16 protein-coding genes are annotated in these 15,770 nt (G+C 72.0%); 2 read left to right on the top strand and 14 right to left on the bottom strand.

From position 1 onward, the window contains the following. Positions 1-56: 56 nt before the first annotated feature. Positions 57-389 (bottom strand): antibiotic biosynthesis monooxygenase, encoded by a 333-nt coding sequence (locus ASF27_RS09715; protein WP_056170323.1) that lies wholly within the window; start codon positions 387-389, stop codon positions 57-59. Positions 390-789: 400 nt separating this feature from the next. Between ASF27_RS09715 and ASF27_RS09710 the strand changes: the two genes are divergently transcribed. Then, complete coding sequence (locus ASF27_RS09710; protein ID WP_056170320.1) at positions 790-1,200, top strand: helix-turn-helix transcriptional regulator; 411 nt, start codon at positions 790-792, stop codon at positions 1,198-1,200. Between the two features lie 31 nt (positions 1,201-1,231). On the opposite strand, the gene ASF27_RS09705 is transcribed toward ASF27_RS09710, so the two are convergent. Genes ASF27_RS09705 through ASF27_RS09690 form a run of 4 tightly spaced genes read right to left on the bottom strand, consistent with a single transcriptional unit; the run spans position 1,232 to position 4,954 of the window. Next, entirely contained in the window at positions 1,232-2,542 is a 1,311-nt protein-coding gene (locus tag ASF27_RS09705; RefSeq protein WP_056359579.1) for a cobyrinate a,c-diamide synthase, read from the bottom strand. Then, positions 2,539-3,336 (bottom strand): precorrin-4 C(11)-methyltransferase, encoded by a 798-nt coding sequence (cobM, locus tag ASF27_RS09700; protein ID WP_056359577.1) that lies wholly within the window; start codon positions 3,334-3,336, stop codon positions 2,539-2,541. The genes ASF27_RS09705 and cobM overlap by 4 nt, the downstream gene beginning before the upstream one ends. Continuing rightward, positions 3,333-3,749 (bottom strand): cobalamin biosynthesis protein, encoded by a 417-nt coding sequence (locus ASF27_RS09695; RefSeq protein WP_056260743.1) that lies wholly within the window; start codon positions 3,747-3,749, stop codon positions 3,333-3,335. The genes cobM and ASF27_RS09695 overlap by 4 nt, the downstream gene beginning before the upstream one ends. Beyond that, a complete protein-coding gene (locus ASF27_RS09690; protein WP_056359573.1) occupies positions 3,728-4,954 on the bottom strand; it encodes a bifunctional cobalt-precorrin-7 (C(5))-methyltransferase/cobalt-precorrin-6B (C(15))-methyltransferase in 1,227 nt (408 codons plus the stop codon). The genes ASF27_RS09695 and ASF27_RS09690 overlap by 22 nt, the downstream gene beginning before the upstream one ends. 14 nt (positions 4,955-4,968) lie before the next feature. On the opposite strand from ASF27_RS09690, the gene ASF27_RS09685 reads away from it, so the two are divergent. After that, complete coding sequence (locus ASF27_RS09685; RefSeq protein WP_056359570.1) at positions 4,969-5,697, top strand: cobalt-precorrin-6A reductase; 729 nt, start codon at positions 4,969-4,971, stop codon at positions 5,695-5,697. A 42-nt stretch (positions 5,698-5,739) separates the two neighbouring features. On the opposite strand, the gene cobJ is transcribed toward ASF27_RS09685, so the two are convergent. From cobJ to ASF27_RS09640, 9 genes are read right to left on the bottom strand one after another with little or no spacing between them, the layout of a single operon-like run. Continuing rightward, the gene (cobJ, locus tag ASF27_RS09680; protein WP_056359567.1) at positions 5,740-6,498 is read right to left on the bottom strand and encodes a precorrin-3B C(17)-methyltransferase; all 759 of its coding nucleotides are present in this window, start codon (positions 6,496-6,498) and stop codon (positions 5,740-5,742) included. Beyond that, positions 6,495-7,289, bottom strand: coding sequence for a precorrin-2 C(20)-methyltransferase (locus tag ASF27_RS09675; RefSeq protein ID WP_056359564.1), 795 nt, complete (start codon positions 7,287-7,289; stop codon positions 6,495-6,497). Before ASF27_RS09675 ends, cobJ begins: the two co-directional genes overlap by 4 nt. Then, positions 7,289-7,921: a precorrin-8X methylmutase gene (locus ASF27_RS09670; RefSeq protein ID WP_056170295.1), complete on the bottom strand. Its 633-nt coding sequence runs from the start codon at positions 7,919-7,921 to the stop codon at positions 7,289-7,291. The genes ASF27_RS09675 and ASF27_RS09670 overlap by 1 nt, the downstream gene beginning before the upstream one ends. After that, positions 7,918-9,165, bottom strand: a complete 1,248-nt coding sequence (locus ASF27_RS09665) for a hypothetical protein (protein WP_056359561.1) — start codon at positions 9,163-9,165, stop codon at positions 7,918-7,920. The genes ASF27_RS09670 and ASF27_RS09665 overlap by 4 nt, the downstream gene beginning before the upstream one ends. Continuing rightward, a complete protein-coding gene (gene cobN / locus ASF27_RS09660; RefSeq protein WP_056359558.1) occupies positions 9,162-12,680 on the bottom strand; it encodes a cobaltochelatase subunit CobN in 3,519 nt (1,172 codons plus the stop codon). Before cobN ends, ASF27_RS09665 begins: the two co-directional genes overlap by 4 nt. A gap of 16 nt (positions 12,681-12,696) precedes the next feature. Then, positions 12,697-13,575, bottom strand: coding sequence for a DUF4349 domain-containing protein (locus ASF27_RS09655; RefSeq protein WP_056170724.1), 879 nt, complete (start codon positions 13,573-13,575; stop codon positions 12,697-12,699). A 5-nt stretch (positions 13,576-13,580) separates the two neighbouring features. Beyond that, positions 13,581-14,615: a cobalamin biosynthesis protein CobW gene (gene cobW / locus ASF27_RS09650; protein WP_056170284.1), complete on the bottom strand. Its 1,035-nt coding sequence runs from the start codon at positions 14,613-14,615 to the stop codon at positions 13,581-13,583. After that, positions 14,612-15,004: a DUF1636 domain-containing protein gene (locus tag ASF27_RS09645; RefSeq protein WP_056359555.1), complete on the bottom strand. Its 393-nt coding sequence runs from the start codon at positions 15,002-15,004 to the stop codon at positions 14,612-14,614. The genes cobW and ASF27_RS09645 overlap by 4 nt, the downstream gene beginning before the upstream one ends. After that, positions 14,997-15,758, bottom strand: coding sequence for a CbtA family protein (locus ASF27_RS09640; RefSeq protein ID WP_056359554.1), 762 nt, complete (start codon positions 15,756-15,758; stop codon positions 14,997-14,999). The genes ASF27_RS09645 and ASF27_RS09640 overlap by 8 nt, the downstream gene beginning before the upstream one ends. Positions 15,759-15,770 lie beyond the last annotated feature (12 nt).

The raw sequence follows: 15,770 nt of genomic DNA, 5'->3' as shown, positions 1-15,770 counted from the left end.
TCCGAACGGGACCGGCACTCCGGCGCCGGTCCCGTCGAAGAACCCTCGGGGGGATGTCAGGCCGGGGTGTTCGACGCGCCGCCCAAGGTCTGGATCGTCTCGAAGCCTTCGAATTGCGGATGACCGAGGTAGAGCGGCTTCGTCGTGGGCACCCGGCCATGCGCTTTGCGGAACTGCTCCGAGCGCGTCCACGATTCGAAATCGGATTTCGAGGCCCAGACCGTGTGTGATGCGTACAGCACGTGGTCCTCGTGCTCGGGACCGCGGAGCAGATGGAATTCCACGAAGCCCGGCATCTCGCCCAATTGGCTGTCCCGCCCGAGCCAAACCTGCTCGAAATCATCGGTGGAGTCCTTGACGACTTTGAAGCGATTCATAGCGATATACATGATAAGGTTCCGCGTTTCCCGATGAGGTTCGGGTTGACCGACATCCTAGCCCGGCCGATGCGACAACCGGAAGTACCACGCCATGACGTCCATCATCTTGCCGAGCCGGCCATGAAGGCGCCCTTCGTCCCAAGGGAACGCTTGCCTTTCGGGCCGGCTTTGTGGTCAAGCTACCGCCGCGATGGGGTTTCGGCCAAAATCGAGTAAAATGACTGTAAGCGCGAAGCGGGGACGGTGCGCTGAGCTTCTCCGTCGATCCACTAAAGCGCACGTTATCATGGATCGGACGCTCGAACTCAATCGAGGGTCGTACGACACAGTGCGTCACTCTTCCTTTCGATCAGTTTCCGTCGTTGGTCCAGGCGGCAGCGTCCATCTAACCTAAGGACTGAATCGAGATATGATGCCCAAGCAGACCACCGATGTTGATCGCCTCGTCGGGTTGCGGATCACCGCCCTCCGCAAGGCGCGCGGCTTGAGTCAAACCGCGCTCGGCACCGCCGTCGGCGTGACGTTCCAGCAAGTTCAGAAGTACGAGAAGGGCCAGAACCGCGTCGGTGCCGGGCGCCTGCGCGAGATCGCCCGACTCCTCGAAGTCCCGGTCTCGGCGTTCTTCGAGGATGACGATGCCGGCGGCACCCAGTCGGACGTCTTCGGCTTCCTGAGTGCCCAGGGCGCCATCGAACTGCTGCGTGCCTACGCGCTGATCGAGAACGACCAACTCCGCAAGGATGCTCTCTCCATCGTTCGGACGATCTCGAAGATGGGCAAGCAGGCTCCGGAGCCGGACGCCGTCGTCGAACAGGCTTGAGCCCTGGATCGGACGGCCCGGTTTCGGCGGGCTATCCGATCAGGTGGAAGAAGCTGCCCGTCACGCGCCCGTGTCGATGCCCGGCGAGGCCGAGGGCCACACCTTCCGCATCGGTGACGCTGGCCAGGGCCGCTTCCGCCTCGGGGGCGGGCGTGCGCTCGCTCGCATAATGGAATTCGTGGCCGACGAGGCGCGTGCCCGCGGCCCCGAGGGGACCGTCGGCGATGAGGGTCGCGACGCGGTAGCCGAGGTGCAACTTGCGCGTCCGGTAGGACGTCGCGACCGGGAGCAGGCCGGCCATGGGGTGGGTGACCCCGTCGGCATCCTCCAGGCTCTCCCCCAACACCATGTAGCCGCCGCACTCGCCGTGGATCGGCTTTTGCACAGCGAAGTCGCGCAGACCGCCGAGGAAGGTTAACGCGCTCGCGAGCTGGCCGGCGTGAAGCTCTGGATAGCCGCCCGGAAGCCAGGCCGCATCGCAGGAGGCCGGTGGCGCCTCGTCGGCGAGCGGCGAGAACGGGACGAGTTCGGCCCCCTGCGCCCGCCAGCCCGCCGCCATGTGCGGATACAGGAACGAGAACGCCGCGTCCGAGGCCACGGCGATGCGCTGGCCCGGCGGGTTCGGCAGTGCGCCCGCGCGAGGCGGCGGCGCGGCACCGCCGGCGGCGGCCAGGATCGCATCGAGATCGAGGCCGGCTTCCGCCAGGTCCGCCAGCCGGTCGAGGCGAGCATCGAGGTCGTTGGTCTCGCGGGCCTGGACGAGGCCGAGATGGCGCTCGGGCAGGGTCAGGGTCGCGTCGCGCATGAGGGCGCCGAGGACCGGCAGGCCGACCCGCGCCAGCCCCGCCTCGACGAGGCGACGGTGACGGGGGCTCGCGACCTTGTTGAGGATCACCCCCGCGATGCGGATGCGCGGATCGTACAGCGAGCAGCCCAACGCCACGGCCGCCGCCGATTGCGCGGCCCCCGACACGTCGAGGACGAGGAGCACGGGCCAGCCGTAGCGGGCGGCGATGTCGGCGTTGGCCCCCGTACGGCCTGCGCCGGCGACGATCCCGTCGAACAGCCCCATGGACCCCTCGGCCACCACGAGGTCGGCATCCGTGCCGGCGAGCCCCGCCACGGCGTCGAGCATGGGCTCGGGCATGGCGAAGCTGTCGAGGTTGAAGCTCGGAAAGCCCGTGGCGGCGGCGTGGAACGCCGGGTCGATGTAGTCCGGCCCGCATTTCGCGCCGCGCACGGCGAGTCCGCGCCGGCTGAGCGCCCGCATCAGCGCGAGGGTCACGGTGGTCTTGCCGGAGCTCGACCGGGGCGCGGCGACGAGGAGGCCGGGCACGTTCATGCGCGTTCTCCCGCCGCCGTGCCGGCCGCTCGCGTTCCCGCCTGCGGCCGGAAGCGCCGGTCGTACGCCGTCGAATAGAGGGCGCTCTCGCGGAACTCGGCCGGGTCGAGGGCCGGGCCGACGAGGATGAGTGCCGTGCGCTCGAGGCCTGCTTGCGTGACGGCGGCCGCGATGGTCGCCAGGGTTCCGGTGAGGACCCGCTCGTCGGGCCAGGTGGCGCGGAACACCACCGCGGTTGGACAATCCGGCCCGTAGAACGGCGTCAGTTCGGCGACCACCCGATCGATGACGTGGATCGAGAGGTGGAGGGCCAGGGTCGCGCCCGTCGCCGCGAAGGCCGCGAGGGTCTCGCGCTCCGGCATGGCGCTGGCCCGGCCCGACGTGCGGGTCAGGACGACGGATTGGGCCAGCCCCGGCACGGTGAGTTCGCGCCCGAGCAGGGCCGCGGCGGCGGCGAAGGACGGCACCCCCGGCGTCACCGTGTAGGGAATGCCGGCCTGGGTCAGGCGCCGGGTCTGCTCGGCCAGCGCGCTCCAGATCGAGAGATCGCCCGAATGCAGGCGGGCGACATCGTGCCCGGCCGCGTGGGCGGCGGCGCATTCGGCCACGATGGCGTCGAGGTCGAGGGGCGCCGTGTCGACGATGCGCGCGCCCGGCGGGCACCAGCCCAGGATCTCGGGTGCCACCAGGGAGCCGGCATGGAGGCAGACCGGGCAGCGGGCGATGAGATCGCGGCCGCGCACGGTGATGAGGTCGGCGGCGCCCGGGCCGGCGCCGATGAAATGGACGGTCATGGTGCCTGAGTGACGGATTCGCGGGCCAGCGCAAGGGCGCATGTCGCCCCGGCACTCGCGATGCGGGGCAGGATGAGGGTCGCGGCGGCGCCCGCCACCGCAAGGGCGGCGGCTTCCGCCACGGAGCCGACCCCGCGCGTCGCCGCGATGCGGGCGGACCGGGTGAGGACCCGGGCGTCCACGGCGATCATGGCGTCCGCCGCGACGGCGACCAGGGGAACCCCGAGGGTTCCGGCGACGGCCCGGATGGCGGGTGCATCCGCCCGGTCGGCCGGGGTGGCGAGGCACCCGAGGGGGGCGCTCTGGTTCGCCAGAGCCCGCCGGAGAAGGGCGAGGATCTCGTCCGCGGACGTCGCATGGCGAAAGCCGAGGCCCGCGACCAGCCGGTCGGTCACGGCTTCGTCCACGCCCATTGCGTCACCGGCATCGCGTGGCGCCAGCCGTGGAGGTGGCCCACCGGGTCGGCCTTGGCCACGACGAGACGTTTGAGGCTGCCGCCCTGCCGCGCGAAGGCGGCGAGCAGGACCGCCTCGCCCTCCAGGGTGACGACGTTGGAGACGAGGCGTCCGCCAGGGGCGAGGGCGTCCATCACCCGGTCGAGGAGGCCCGCGGCCGTGACGCCGCCGCCGATGAAGACCGCGTCGGGGCGCCCCAGCCCCACGAGGGCGGTGGGTGCCGCGCCTTCCACCACCACGAGGCCCGGGACGCCGAGGTGATCGGCGTTGCGCCGGATGCGGGCGGCGCGGGCCGGATTCGCCTCGACGGCGACGGCCCGCAGGCCCGGCCGGCGCAGCATCCACTCGATGGAGATGGAGCCCGCCCCCGCGCCGATGTCCCACAGGCACTGGCCCGCGCGGGGCCGCAGGGCCGCCAGGGTCACGGCGCGGATGTCGGACTTGGTGAGCTGTCCGTCATTCTCGAACCACGCGTCGTCGAGGCCGGGCGCCAGGGGCACCACCCGGGCGTCGGGACCCGCCGCCACCGCGATCGCCAGGGTGTTGAGGGGATCGATGTCGTGGAGGGCGAAGGCTTCGGCCGGTGCGCTGCGGCGGCGCTCGCGCGGGCCGCCCATGGCTTCGAGCACCGTGAGGGTCGAGGCGCCGAACCCCCGCTCCGTCAACAGGGCCGCCACCGCGGCCGGGGTCGAGCCGTCCCAGCTCAGAACGAGAAGGTGGGTGCCGGGCTGGAGGTGGGGCAAAAGATTGGGCAGTGCCCGCCCGTGCAGGGTGAGGCAGCCGGTCTCGGCCACCGCCCAACCCAAGCGGGCGCAGGCGAGGCTGAACGCGGAAGGCTGGGGGAACACCCGCATCTCGTCCGCCGGTACCAAGCGGGCGATCTCCGCGCCGATGCCGTAATGGAACGGGTCGCCCGTGGCGAGGATGCAGGTCGGTCGGCCGCGCCGCGCCAGGATACCCGGATAGGCATCCGTGATGGGACTCGGCCAGATCCGCGCCTCTGCGGCGAGCGGCCCGGCGAGATCGAAGTGCCGGCGTCCGCCATAGACGCATTCGGCTCCGTCGAGGGCGGCGGCGGCGGCGGGGCTCAGGCCGTCGCGGCCGTCCTCGCCGATGCCCACCAGGGTGAGCCACGGCCGGCTCGACACGGGCTCAGCGCTCATGGAGAAGGCGTCCCATGCTCAAGCGTCTCCTCATTCTCGGCGGTACCGGCGAAGCCAGCGCCCTGGTACGGATTCTGCCGCCGGGCGTCGAGGCCACCCTGTCGCTCGCCGGCCGCACCTCCGCGCCGAAAGCCGAGCCGGTGCCGATGCGGGTCGGCGGCTTCGGCGGGGCGGAGGGACTCGCGGCCTGGATTGCGGCCAACCGCATCACCCACGTGATCGACGCGACCCATCCGTTCGCCGCCCGCATGGGCGCCAACGCGGCCGAAGCCTGTGCCCGCACCGGTACCCCGCTTCTGGCCATCCGCCGTCCGGCCTGGGATCCGGTGCCGGGGGATCGCTGGGAAGAGGTCGCCACGATGGAGGCCGCCGCGACGGCCCTCGGGCCGGTGCCGCGCCGTGTCTTCCTCACGGTGGGACGACAGGAGATCGGCGCATTCGCGGGCGCGCCGCGTCACACCTACGTGGTGCGTGCCGTCGAATCCGTCAGCCTGGACGTCCCGCACCTCACGACGATCGCCGCGCGCGGGCCCTTCGCGGAGGCCGACGAGGCGGCCTTCCTGCGCGACCAGAGCATCGAGGTTCTGGTGAGCAAGAACTCCGGCGGCCCTGCGACCTACGGCAAGATCGCCGCCGCGCGGGATCTCGGGGTGCGGGTGATCATGGTGGCTCGGCCGCCAAAACCCGACGTTCCAAGCGTCACCGACGTCAGCGGCGCCCTGGTATGGCTCGCGACACCATGACGGGTGCTGGGTCGTCTCCCCCGGGGAGGAGAATTCACCTCCTCAAGTCGGCACGCTGCGGGGGGTGTAGACGTAGGGCCGGAGCCCGTTCCCGCGCGGAATCAGGCGGGTGCCCGAGGCGCCGATGATCACCATGGTGGCCATGTCGGCGGTGGTCTCGCGGGCCTCGGCCAGGGTGAGGACGCGGATCGCCTCGTCGGGGCGCGAGACGGCGCGGGCGAAGATCACCGGGGTGTCGGGCGCGCGGATCTCGGCGGTCAGCGCCAGGGCGCGGCCGAGCTGCCAGGGCCGGGCCTTCGAGATCGGATTGTAGAGGCTCACCACGAAATCTGCCCGCAGCACCGCCTCGAGCCGAGCGATGACGACCTCCCAGGGCTTCAAATTGTTGGACAGCGACAGGGCGCAGAAATCCCCGCCGAGCGGCGCGCCGAGGCGGGCGGCGGCGGCCAGCATGGCGGTGATGCCGGGTTCGACGGTGATGTCGAGCTGCGCCCAGGCCGGATCGCCGGCCTCGACCGCCTCGAAGATCGCCGCCGCCATGGCGAAGACGCCGGGGTCGCCACCGGAGACCACCGCCACGTGACGTCCGGCTGTGGCGAGCTCCAGGGCATGGCGGGCGCGGTCGACCTCGACGCGGTTGTCGGTGGCGTGCCGGGTCAGGCCCGGACGCTCGGGAACCCGTGCGACGTAGGGAATGTAGCCGATGAGGTCCTGCGCGCGGGCGAGCGCCGCTTCGGCCGACCGGGTGAGCAGGTCGGGATCGCCCGGCCCGAGGCCGACCACCGTGACGGAGCCGGTCACGGCCGGCGGCCCTCGCCGGGCAGGAGCACCATGGAGAAGTAGGGCGCCACGTCGTCGGGCTTGTCGCGCAAGGCCACCACGCGCTCGCCCGTCATGGTGCCGCGCTCGACATAGACGGCGCGCTCGAGCACACCGGCTTCGGCCAGGGCGGCGCGCACCTTCGGCAAATGGCGGCCGAGCTTCATGATCACGGCGGCGTCGGTCTGCGCCAGCCGCGCGACGAGGGCGGCCTGCGGCAGGGTCGCAGGCAGAATCGTGAGTACGTCGTCGCCCCAGGTGATGGGGGTTCCGGCCCGGGTCCAGCACCCGGACATGCCGGTGACGCCCGGCACCACCTCCACGGGGAAGCGGTCCTTGAGGCGGCGCCACAGATGCATGAACGAGCCGTAGAAGAACGGGTCGCCCTCCGAGAGGATCGCCACGTCGCGCCCGGCGCCGAGGTGGTCGGCCAGTTGCCCCGCCGCGTCGTCGTAGAAGCTCGCCAGGGCCGCGACGTAGTCGGGATGATCGGGGTGCAGCTCGGTGGTGTACGGGTAGGCGAGGGGGAACTCGCGCGCCGGGTCGGACGTCAGCACCGCGTCCGCGATGGTGCGGGCGTTGCCGCGCCGGCCCTTCTTGCAGAAATGCACGAGGACAGGCGCCGCCTGCAGCACCTTCATGGCCCGAACGGTGAGGTAGTCGGGTTCCCCAGGACCCATGCCGACGCCGAACAGCGTGCCGGTGAGCTTCGCCACGGGGCTCGCCACGGCTTCGAGAGGCGCGGTGGGGGGGAGGGGGGCGCCCGCCTCCATCATTCGATCTCCTGCGCCAGGGCGTTGATGGCGGCCGCCGTCATGGCGCTACCGCCGCGCCGGCCATGCACCACGATAAAGGGGACGCGCCCATCGCGGGCGAGGGCTTCCTTCGATTCGGCCGCGCCGACGAAACCCACGGGAATGCCGATGATCGCGGCCGGCGGGGCGACGCCCTCGTCGAGGAGTTCGAGGAGGCGAAACAGGGAGGTCGGGGCGTTGCCGACCGCCACGACGCTGCCCGGCAGGTGCTCGCGCCACAATTCCATGGCGGCGGCCGAGCGGGTCGTGCCCATGGCGGCGGCCAGTTCGGGTACGCGTGGATCGCTCAGGGTGCAGATCACCTGGTTGTTCGCGGGCAGGCGGGCGCGGGTGACGCCGTCGGCCACCATGCGGACATCGCAAAGGATCGGTGCGCCGGCCTTCAACGCGGCCTCGCCGCGACTCGCAAAGTCGTCCGACGCCTCCACGTCGCGGGGGAGGTCGGTCATGCCGCAGGCGTGGATCATCCGCACCACCACCCGCTCGGCGGTGCCGTGGAAGCGGGCGAGGTCCGCCTCGGCGCGGATCATCGCGAAGGAGCGGGCGTAGATCGCCTGCCCGTCGCGCAGGTAATCGAGGCGCGAACTCATGGTGTCGTGGTCCTGAAGGCTTGGGCGAGGGTTTGGGTCGGATCGGCACTCCTTACGCGGTCCAGCGCGGCCTCGAAAGTGAGTTGCATCGTCGGCTCGCCATCGGGACGGCCTTGAAGGACGATGCCGTAGCGACCGGACCGGCCCACGAGGGTGAGGGTGGCGGCTCCCGGATGGGCGCAGCCCTTGGCGCAGCCGGAGACGTGGGCATCGATGCCCGTGCCCTTGAGCGCCTCGGCGAGGCGGGCGGCGTCGATGAGTGTCGGCGTCGAGCCCGAGGCGCAGGCCGGCGCTCCGGGGCAGGCCGCGACATGGCCGCGCGGATCGTCGGCTTCATGGATAAATCCGTCTCCGCCGAGGGCATGACGGGCACGATCGACGTCATCGCGGTCGCGGCCCACGAACACGAAGCCCCGGGTCGGGCTGAGCGCGAGGCCGGGCGATGCGAGCCGCTCGCTCCATGCGGCGAGGCGATCGAGGGCGTCGGCGGTGCAGCGTCCGAAGGCGGTCTCGACGGCAAGGGCGGTCCGGCCGTCTCCGAGATCGTGCAGTCCAGGCGCCAGGGATGAAATAGGGGAGGGGGCCGGCATCGCCGTGCCGGCGAGACGATTGCGGCGTGAGGTATCGAGGTCGCGCATGCGCCGGGCTCCGCTCCCGGCCAGCACAATCAGGCTCTCGGACACGTGCGCGAGTGCCCGCGCCGTTGTCACCGGCGCGAACCAGATCGGTCCGTCCGGTCCTGCGAGAGACCAGGCGATGCCGTCCGGCGCGACCATTCGGAGCTGGATGTCCGCATCCGCCCGACCGAGGCCGGAGGCGCCCGTTTCCTCGATGGCCACCAGGGCTTTCGGCGGCAGGCCGGGAATCGCTCGGCCGATGGCTTCCACGGCCTCGGCCAAATCGGAGAGTCCGAACAGCGGCGCGGTCAGGGTCAGGCGCTGCGGGCCGCCATCGGCACGGATATCCCCCAGGCCCACGGCCGTGAGGTGGCGGGCGAGCATGCCTTGAGTCTCGGGCGTGACGCCCCGGATCTGAAGGTTGGCTCGTGCGGTGACGTCGATATGGCCGTTGCCGAAGCGGCGTGCGCCCTCGGCCACGGCCCGCGCCTGGGCGGCGGTGAGGCGCCCGAGCGGCGGGTGGACCCGCGCCAGGAGCCCGTCGCCCGTCTGCATCGGGCGGGCGAGGCTCGGGCACCAGCCGCGCCGGCTCGCGGCCTCGGGCAGAACGCGGCGGGCGACGTTCACTCGGCCGCCTCCGGCAAGCGTTCGTCGGCCGCAATCGCCTCCGGCATCAGCTCGTCGGCCGCCATGGCGTTGCGCCGCGTCGTCCACAGACCCCGGCGGCGGGCCTCGTCGAATCGCTCCAGGATGGCGCGGGCGGCCTCGGGGTTCGCAGCGCGCAGGGCATCGAAGGTGTCGAAGTCGGCGATCATCGCGCCGTAGAGCCGGTCGAGATCGGCATTCGACACGGCGTCCGTGGTGGCGGCGAGGACGAAGACCGCGTCGATTCCCTGCGCCAGTTCCTGGGCGCCGCGATAGCCGTGACGCAGCTGCGCCGCGATCCAGCGCGGATGGGCGAGTTTTCCGCGGATCAGCCGGGCCGCGTCCTCGCGGGCCGTCCGGGCCTTCGGGGCATCCGGGGTCGCGACATCGAGGCTGTAGAGGGTCGGCTGGCCCCCTGTGAGAGCGGCTGCGGCGGCGAACCCACCCATGGCCTCGACGGCGGCGTCGCCGTCGAGCAGGTCGCGCTCGGCGATGTCGAAGGCATGGACGTAGGCATCGGCCTGGGCGACGCGGGCGGCGAAGCCTGCATCGGCCACGTCCGATCCCCCCCCATAGGCATGCGAGGTGGCGTCGAGGTAGGCGCGGCCGAGATCCGCGCGCTCCTCCCAGGCCCCGTCGAGCGCGAGCCCGCCGGCGCCGGCGCCGTAGCGGCCCGGTGCCGCGCCGTAAACGCGGGGCGTCGCCTCGCCCCGGCGGCGCGCGGCCGCGAGGGGGTTCTCCGCGTCCTCCTCGTGACGCGCCGCGACGGAATCGGCTGCGCGGGCGAGGAGCGCGAGGGTATCCGGGAAGGTGTCGCGGAACGCCCCCGAGACCCGCACCGTCACGTCGATGCGCGGCCGGTCGAGGAGCGCCAGGGGCAAGACCTCGAAACCGGTGACACGGGTGGAGGCGTGGTCCCAGACCGGGCGTACGCCCATGAGGGCCAATGCATGAGCCACGTCCTCGCCGCCGGTCCGGAGCGTCGGCGACGCCCACAGATCCATGACGATGCGGGCGGGATACTCGCCCTCGTCCTGAAGGTAGCGGCGGACCACGGCATCGGCGGCCTTGGCGCCCAGGGTCGTGGCGGCCCGCGTCGGCAGGCTGCGCGGGTCGAGGGTGGTGAGGTTGCGCCCCGTCGGCATCACGTCGGTACGGCCGCGCGAGGGCGAGCCGGCGGGACCGGGGGCGACGAAGCGACCGTCGAGGGCTGCGAGCAGTCCGTCGCGCTCGGCCGCTGCGCAGGCGGCCACGGCTTCGGAGGCCTGAGGCGCCGCCCGGCCGAAGACATGGAGCCCGTCGCGGGTGGTGACCTCGCCGAGATCGCACAGATGGGCGTCCAGCGCCGCCAGGGCATCCGGCATGGGGGTGCCGATATCGATGCCCGCCGAGGCCAGCAGTCCGGCCGACTCCGCCTCGTCCAGGATGGTGCGGGCGATGATCGCAGCGCGGCGCGGATCGAGGATGCTCGCCGCCGAATACTCTTCCACGAGTTCGCGCAGGTGTGCCGATTCCGGGTCGAGACCCGGGCATTCGGTCTGCGGCGTGAGATGGCCGAGCGCCACGCCGCCGAGGCGGCGCTTGAGGGGGGCGGCTTCGCCGGGATCGTCGACGATGAACGGGTACACCACCGGCAGGGACCCGATCGCGCGGGCGGGCCAGCAATTCGGCGACAGGGCCACGGCCTTGCCCGGCAGCCACTCGGTGGTGCCGTGGGTTCCGAGATGGATCAGGGCGTCGAAGTTCTCGCGCAGGCCGAGATGGAAGGCGAGGTAGGCGTGGGTCGGCACCGCATCGGGGTCGTGATAGCCGGCCTTGCGGTCGGCGGCACGGCCACGATCGGGCTGGAGGAACAGGGCGACGCGGCCGTTCGGAGCGCGAACACGCTTTCCACCTCCAACCTCATCCTGAGGTGCCGCGTGAGCAGACTCGCAGGAGGGCTCCAGGCATCGCAGGTCCAACTGGACCCCTCCTTCGAGGGCTCCACTCCGCTCCGCCACCTCAGGATGAGGGTGTGGGTGGGAGGTCGGGCACACCATCGAAAAACGGAAGGCGCCGTCGACGATAAGGGGATCAGCTTCTGGCTCCCCCCAAGACGCGATCAGCTCGGCCCGATCGGCCTCCGGCAACCCCGCGAACCACGCCCGATACGCGTCGAGGGACACCGAAAAATCGCGTGGCCCGTGCGTGAGCGCGCGCATCACCGCGTCGGCTTGCGGCAGGGCGCCGGCGGCGTAGCCCGCCGCCGCGAGGTCCTCCACCATAGCTCGCGCGCTCTCGGGGGTGTCGAGGCCGACGGCAAAGCCGGCCCGGCCGCCGCGCGCCGGGTAGTCCGACAGCACCACGGCGAGCCGCCGTTCCACCCGGGGCAGGCGGGCGAGACGCACCCAGGCCGCCGCCCGGTCGGCGAGCGCCGCGATTCCCGTCGCGTAGGGACGTGCGCGGCGCTCGGAGAAGCCGTCGATTTCGGGGCCGTCCTCCTTGAACGAGATCGGGAAGCCCGAGAGCCGGCCGTCGAATTCCGGCAGGGCCACCTGCATGGCGAGGTCGGCCGCCGACATCCCCCGGGCCGAGGCGTCCCACGCGGCGTGGGCCGCGCCGAGGGTGTAGGCCTGGATCACCGGGCAATCGGCGTCGTCCAGGACGAAGCCCGCATCCTCGCGGGCCGAGAAGGCGGTCGCGGCCACGACGAGGTCGGGCTTTCGCGCCGCGATGGTGTCGCGCAACGCCGCCAGGGCCGCGGGGTCCTTGAGGCTCGAGACGGCGACCACCAGCACCTGCAGGCCGCGGGCCCGGAGTGCATCGCCCAAGGCCGCCAGGGGCGCGGCATCCCCCGACAGGATCGCCGAGCGGTAGACGACGAGGAGCGCCAGGGGCACCGTGCCCGCCTGCAAGGGCCGGCCGGCGGCTAGAGCCCGATCGCGGTCGATGGGGCCGCAGCCGGGGCAGCAGACGAAGCCGCGCGGCAGGGCTTGCGGCTCCTCCACGGTGCCGGGAAAGCCGATCTCGGCCGCGATCCGCCCGAGCATCCGGCGCAGGTTGTCGGCGCCGCCCGCCCGGAAATAGGCGTCGAGGACGGGTGCGAGGTCGGGCGCCGTCGAGAAGGCATCCAGGCGATCGTCGGGCCGGTCGTCGCCCGGCAGGACGATGAGGCGAACGCCGTTCGCCCGTGCGGCGGCAGCGGCACGCTCGATGCCGTAACGCCAGTAATCGAGCCCGCCGAGGCATCGGATCACGACGCATTTCGACCGCGCGATAACCCCGTCGACGTAGAGGTCCACCGACATGGGGTGACGGAGCTTCGCGAGTTTCGCCAGACGCAGGGTCGGGGCCGGCCCCTCGCCGGCTTGCGGAAATGCCGCTGCGAACGCGCCCGCGACGCCGAACAGGTCGGAATCCGTGAACGACAGGAACACGATGTCGCCCGGCGCCTGACCGAGATCGATGGCGGCTTCGCCCTCGTCGAGGGAAACCGTATCGACGCGGATCAGATGCATGGCGGGATGCGCGACCTCACAGCCGCGCCTCCGTGAGGGGCCGGCCGATCCGGGCGCGTCTGCGCCGGCGCAGCCGCCAGAGGGCGCGGACGAGGAACAGTCCGATCGCCGCCACGGGAAGCCAGGGCAGGCTGGCGACGGCGAAGCGCAGGGCGGCGCCCGCACTGGCGCCGAAGGTCTGGCCGGCCTGGCTCCAGGCTTCCTCGACGGGGGCGAAGGCACCCGCTCGCGCGCTGTCCGAGCGAAGCGAAACCGAGACGATTTCGGTATCGACGCGCCGTTGCAGGCCGCGCTGCTTCGCCTCCCCCTCCTCGATTTCGGATTGGACCTTGGAGAGTTCCTGGGCGATGCGGATGAGGTCCTCCACGCGCGTGTCCGCCTTCGCGGACAGTTCGTCGAGACGCGCGCGATAGGCGGCGAGCTGGGCGAGCCGGCGTCCTCCGTCCGCGATGGGTGTGGTCAGGTCGTCGGCCCGTGTCGCCTGACGCCGCAGGACCACATCGCCCGCCGCCTCGCCCGGCAGGGGAGCCGTGAGGAACGCCACGTAGGGGGCGACGGACTCGTGCGGCAACCGGACCTGAATCTGCGCCTGCGGTCGCCCCTGCGGACGCGGACCGTCATCGATGGACGACGTGACGAGGATGCAGCCGAGGCCCGCATCGGTCAGGCAGCGGTCACGCGCCGCCGCGAAATGCGCCGCCACCCGATCGGGCGGCAGGCCGATGGTGAGGTCGTGCGTATAGGCGAGCTTGGCTGCGGTGTTGCGGGCGGGCTGGGCCAGCGCGAGGGGATTGGCGGTGTCGGGCGCCGGCGGGCGCGTGTCGGAGCAGCCCCCCAGTCCGAGGAGTACGGCAAGGCCCAGGGCCGCCGCCGCGCGGCCGTTCCGTACCGCCATGGCGCTCACCCGGCCAAGGCGGCGGCGACCGCCGCCTGATCGAATCCCTTGAGGCCGATGACGACGAGGCGGCCGTCGCGGGCTTCCGTGCTTTTCCAGGGTCGGTCGTAGTGATGCGCGATGCGGGTGCCGACACCCTGCACGACGAGGCGCATGGGCTTGCCCGTGACTTCGGCGAACCCCTTGATGCGCAGCACGCCGGCGGTCTCTGCCGCGCGACCGACGCGGATCGCCAGGTCCTCGGCGGTGGCCGTGGCCGGGACGGGCAGGGCCACGGAGTCGAAATCGTCGTGGTCGTGGTCCTCGCCCTCGCCGTGGTGCGAGGGTCTGGCGTCGAGATCGTCCTCGGCCGCGGCTCCGAGGCCGAGGATCACGCGGGGATCGAGGCGGCCGTGCTCGGCCTCCACCATCTTCACGGCGCGGGGCAGGTGGGCCTGAACCTCGGCGCGGACCTTCTCGCGGCCGGCGGCGTCGAGGAGGTCGGCCTTGTTCATCACCACGAGGTCGGCGCAGAGGATCTGGTCCTCGAACACCTCTTCCAGGGGATTGTCGTGATCGACGTTCGTGTCCTCGGCACGCTGGGCGGCGGAGGCCGCCGGATCGTCGGCGAAGAAGCCCGCCGCCACGGCCGGACCGTCGATGACCGCGATGACGCCGTCCACGGTGACCCGCGAGCGGATCGCAGGCCACTGGAACGCCTGGACCAGGGGCTTGGGCAGGGCGAGGCCGGAGGTCTCGATAAGGATGTGCTCGGGTGGGTCGGCTCGGTCGAGGAGCTTGTTCAGGGCCGGCACGAAGTCGTCGGCCACGGTGCAGCAGATGCAGCCGTTGGCGAGCTCCACGATGTCCTCGTCTTGGCAGCCTTCGATGCCGCAGGCGGCGAGAAACGAGCCGTCGAAGCCGATATCGCCGAACTCGTTGACGATGATCGCGAGCCGCCGGCCGTTCGCGTTCTCGACGAGGTGGCGCACGAGGGTCGTCTTGCCGGCCCCGAGGAAGCCGGTGACGATGGTGCAGGGAATCTTCTCGACCAGGGTCATTCGGCGGCGTCCGTACTAGGGTGCGCCGCGAGCGGCGGGATGCGGGCGACGACGCCCTTGCGGAATTCCTGGGGCCGCGCCTTCCACGGCACGAGGCCGTCGGGCGTCTCGCCGTAGAGGCCGACCCCTTCGAGGATGATCCGGGCGGATTCGGTGGCGTCGAGGTCGCCGTAGACGTAGGTCCAGCGCCCTTCCGAGGCCACCGCCACGGTGCATGGCCGCTTGCAGACGGAGAGGCACTCGACGCCTTCGATCCGCAGGCCGGTCTGGCCGTGCTCACCGACGGCCTCCCGGAGCGCGTCGAGGAGGCGCGCACCGGCGCGGGGTTCTGCCGGGTCGCCGGCCGCACGGCAGGCGGTGCAGACGTAGAGGGTGACCACGTCAGGCATGCGCCGTCGCCTTACGACCGAACAGGGCCCAGGCCCAGCCGTAGGCGAGCCCGATGATCGCCCAGAACACGAAGGCGATCCCGAGCGAGCGTGCGGCGAACTGGGCCGCGTAGCCCGCCGGCAGGGCGGAAGCCGCGTGGCTCGTCTCGGGTGCTCCGGCGAGGTGTGGTGCCACGATCAGGACGAGGCCGCCCGCGATGGAGATCGGCGCGCGGCGGATGGCGATGAGGTAGAGCCCCATGGCGGTGGCGACGGCGGTCATCACCCACCAGAACTGACGATCGGCGAGGGGGGCGGCGTCCATGCCCGGTAGTTCCGGCGGCAGGCCGAGGGCCGGCGCCAGGGCGACGGCGAGGAAGCCCGCCACGGCGAAGCGCAGGCCGGTCTCGGGTGTCGGTTCGCGCCCGCAGGCCAGCAGCACTGCGCCGAGCAGCAGGGCATACCCGACGCCGCCCACCAGGGTGGCGAGCGCCGTGAACGCCATGCGCGGCAGTCCGGGTCCGGGCTGCCAGGCGGGCGCGGTCTCGCCGCCGGACACGCCCGGGTCCTTCGCGCCGTGATCGTGTCCGCCATGCACCCGCACCACGAGGGATGCGAATCCCGGCGCGGGGGGCGATACGGGGGCTTGAGCCTGCGTCTCGTAACGCTCAGCCGCGATGATGAGCGGAGAGGTCAGGGCGAGCTGCAGGCCCGTCGCGACGATAGCCGCGAGGAAGCCGGCGACCAGGGCCGCCGACACGAGCCGGATGATCATGGGGTGTCTGCC

Source organism: Methylobacterium sp. Leaf102 (assembly GCF_001422425.1).
Classification (GTDB): Bacteria; Pseudomonadota; Alphaproteobacteria; order Rhizobiales; family Beijerinckiaceae; genus Methylobacterium.
This window is presented reverse-complemented; position numbering and strand designations above follow the sequence as displayed.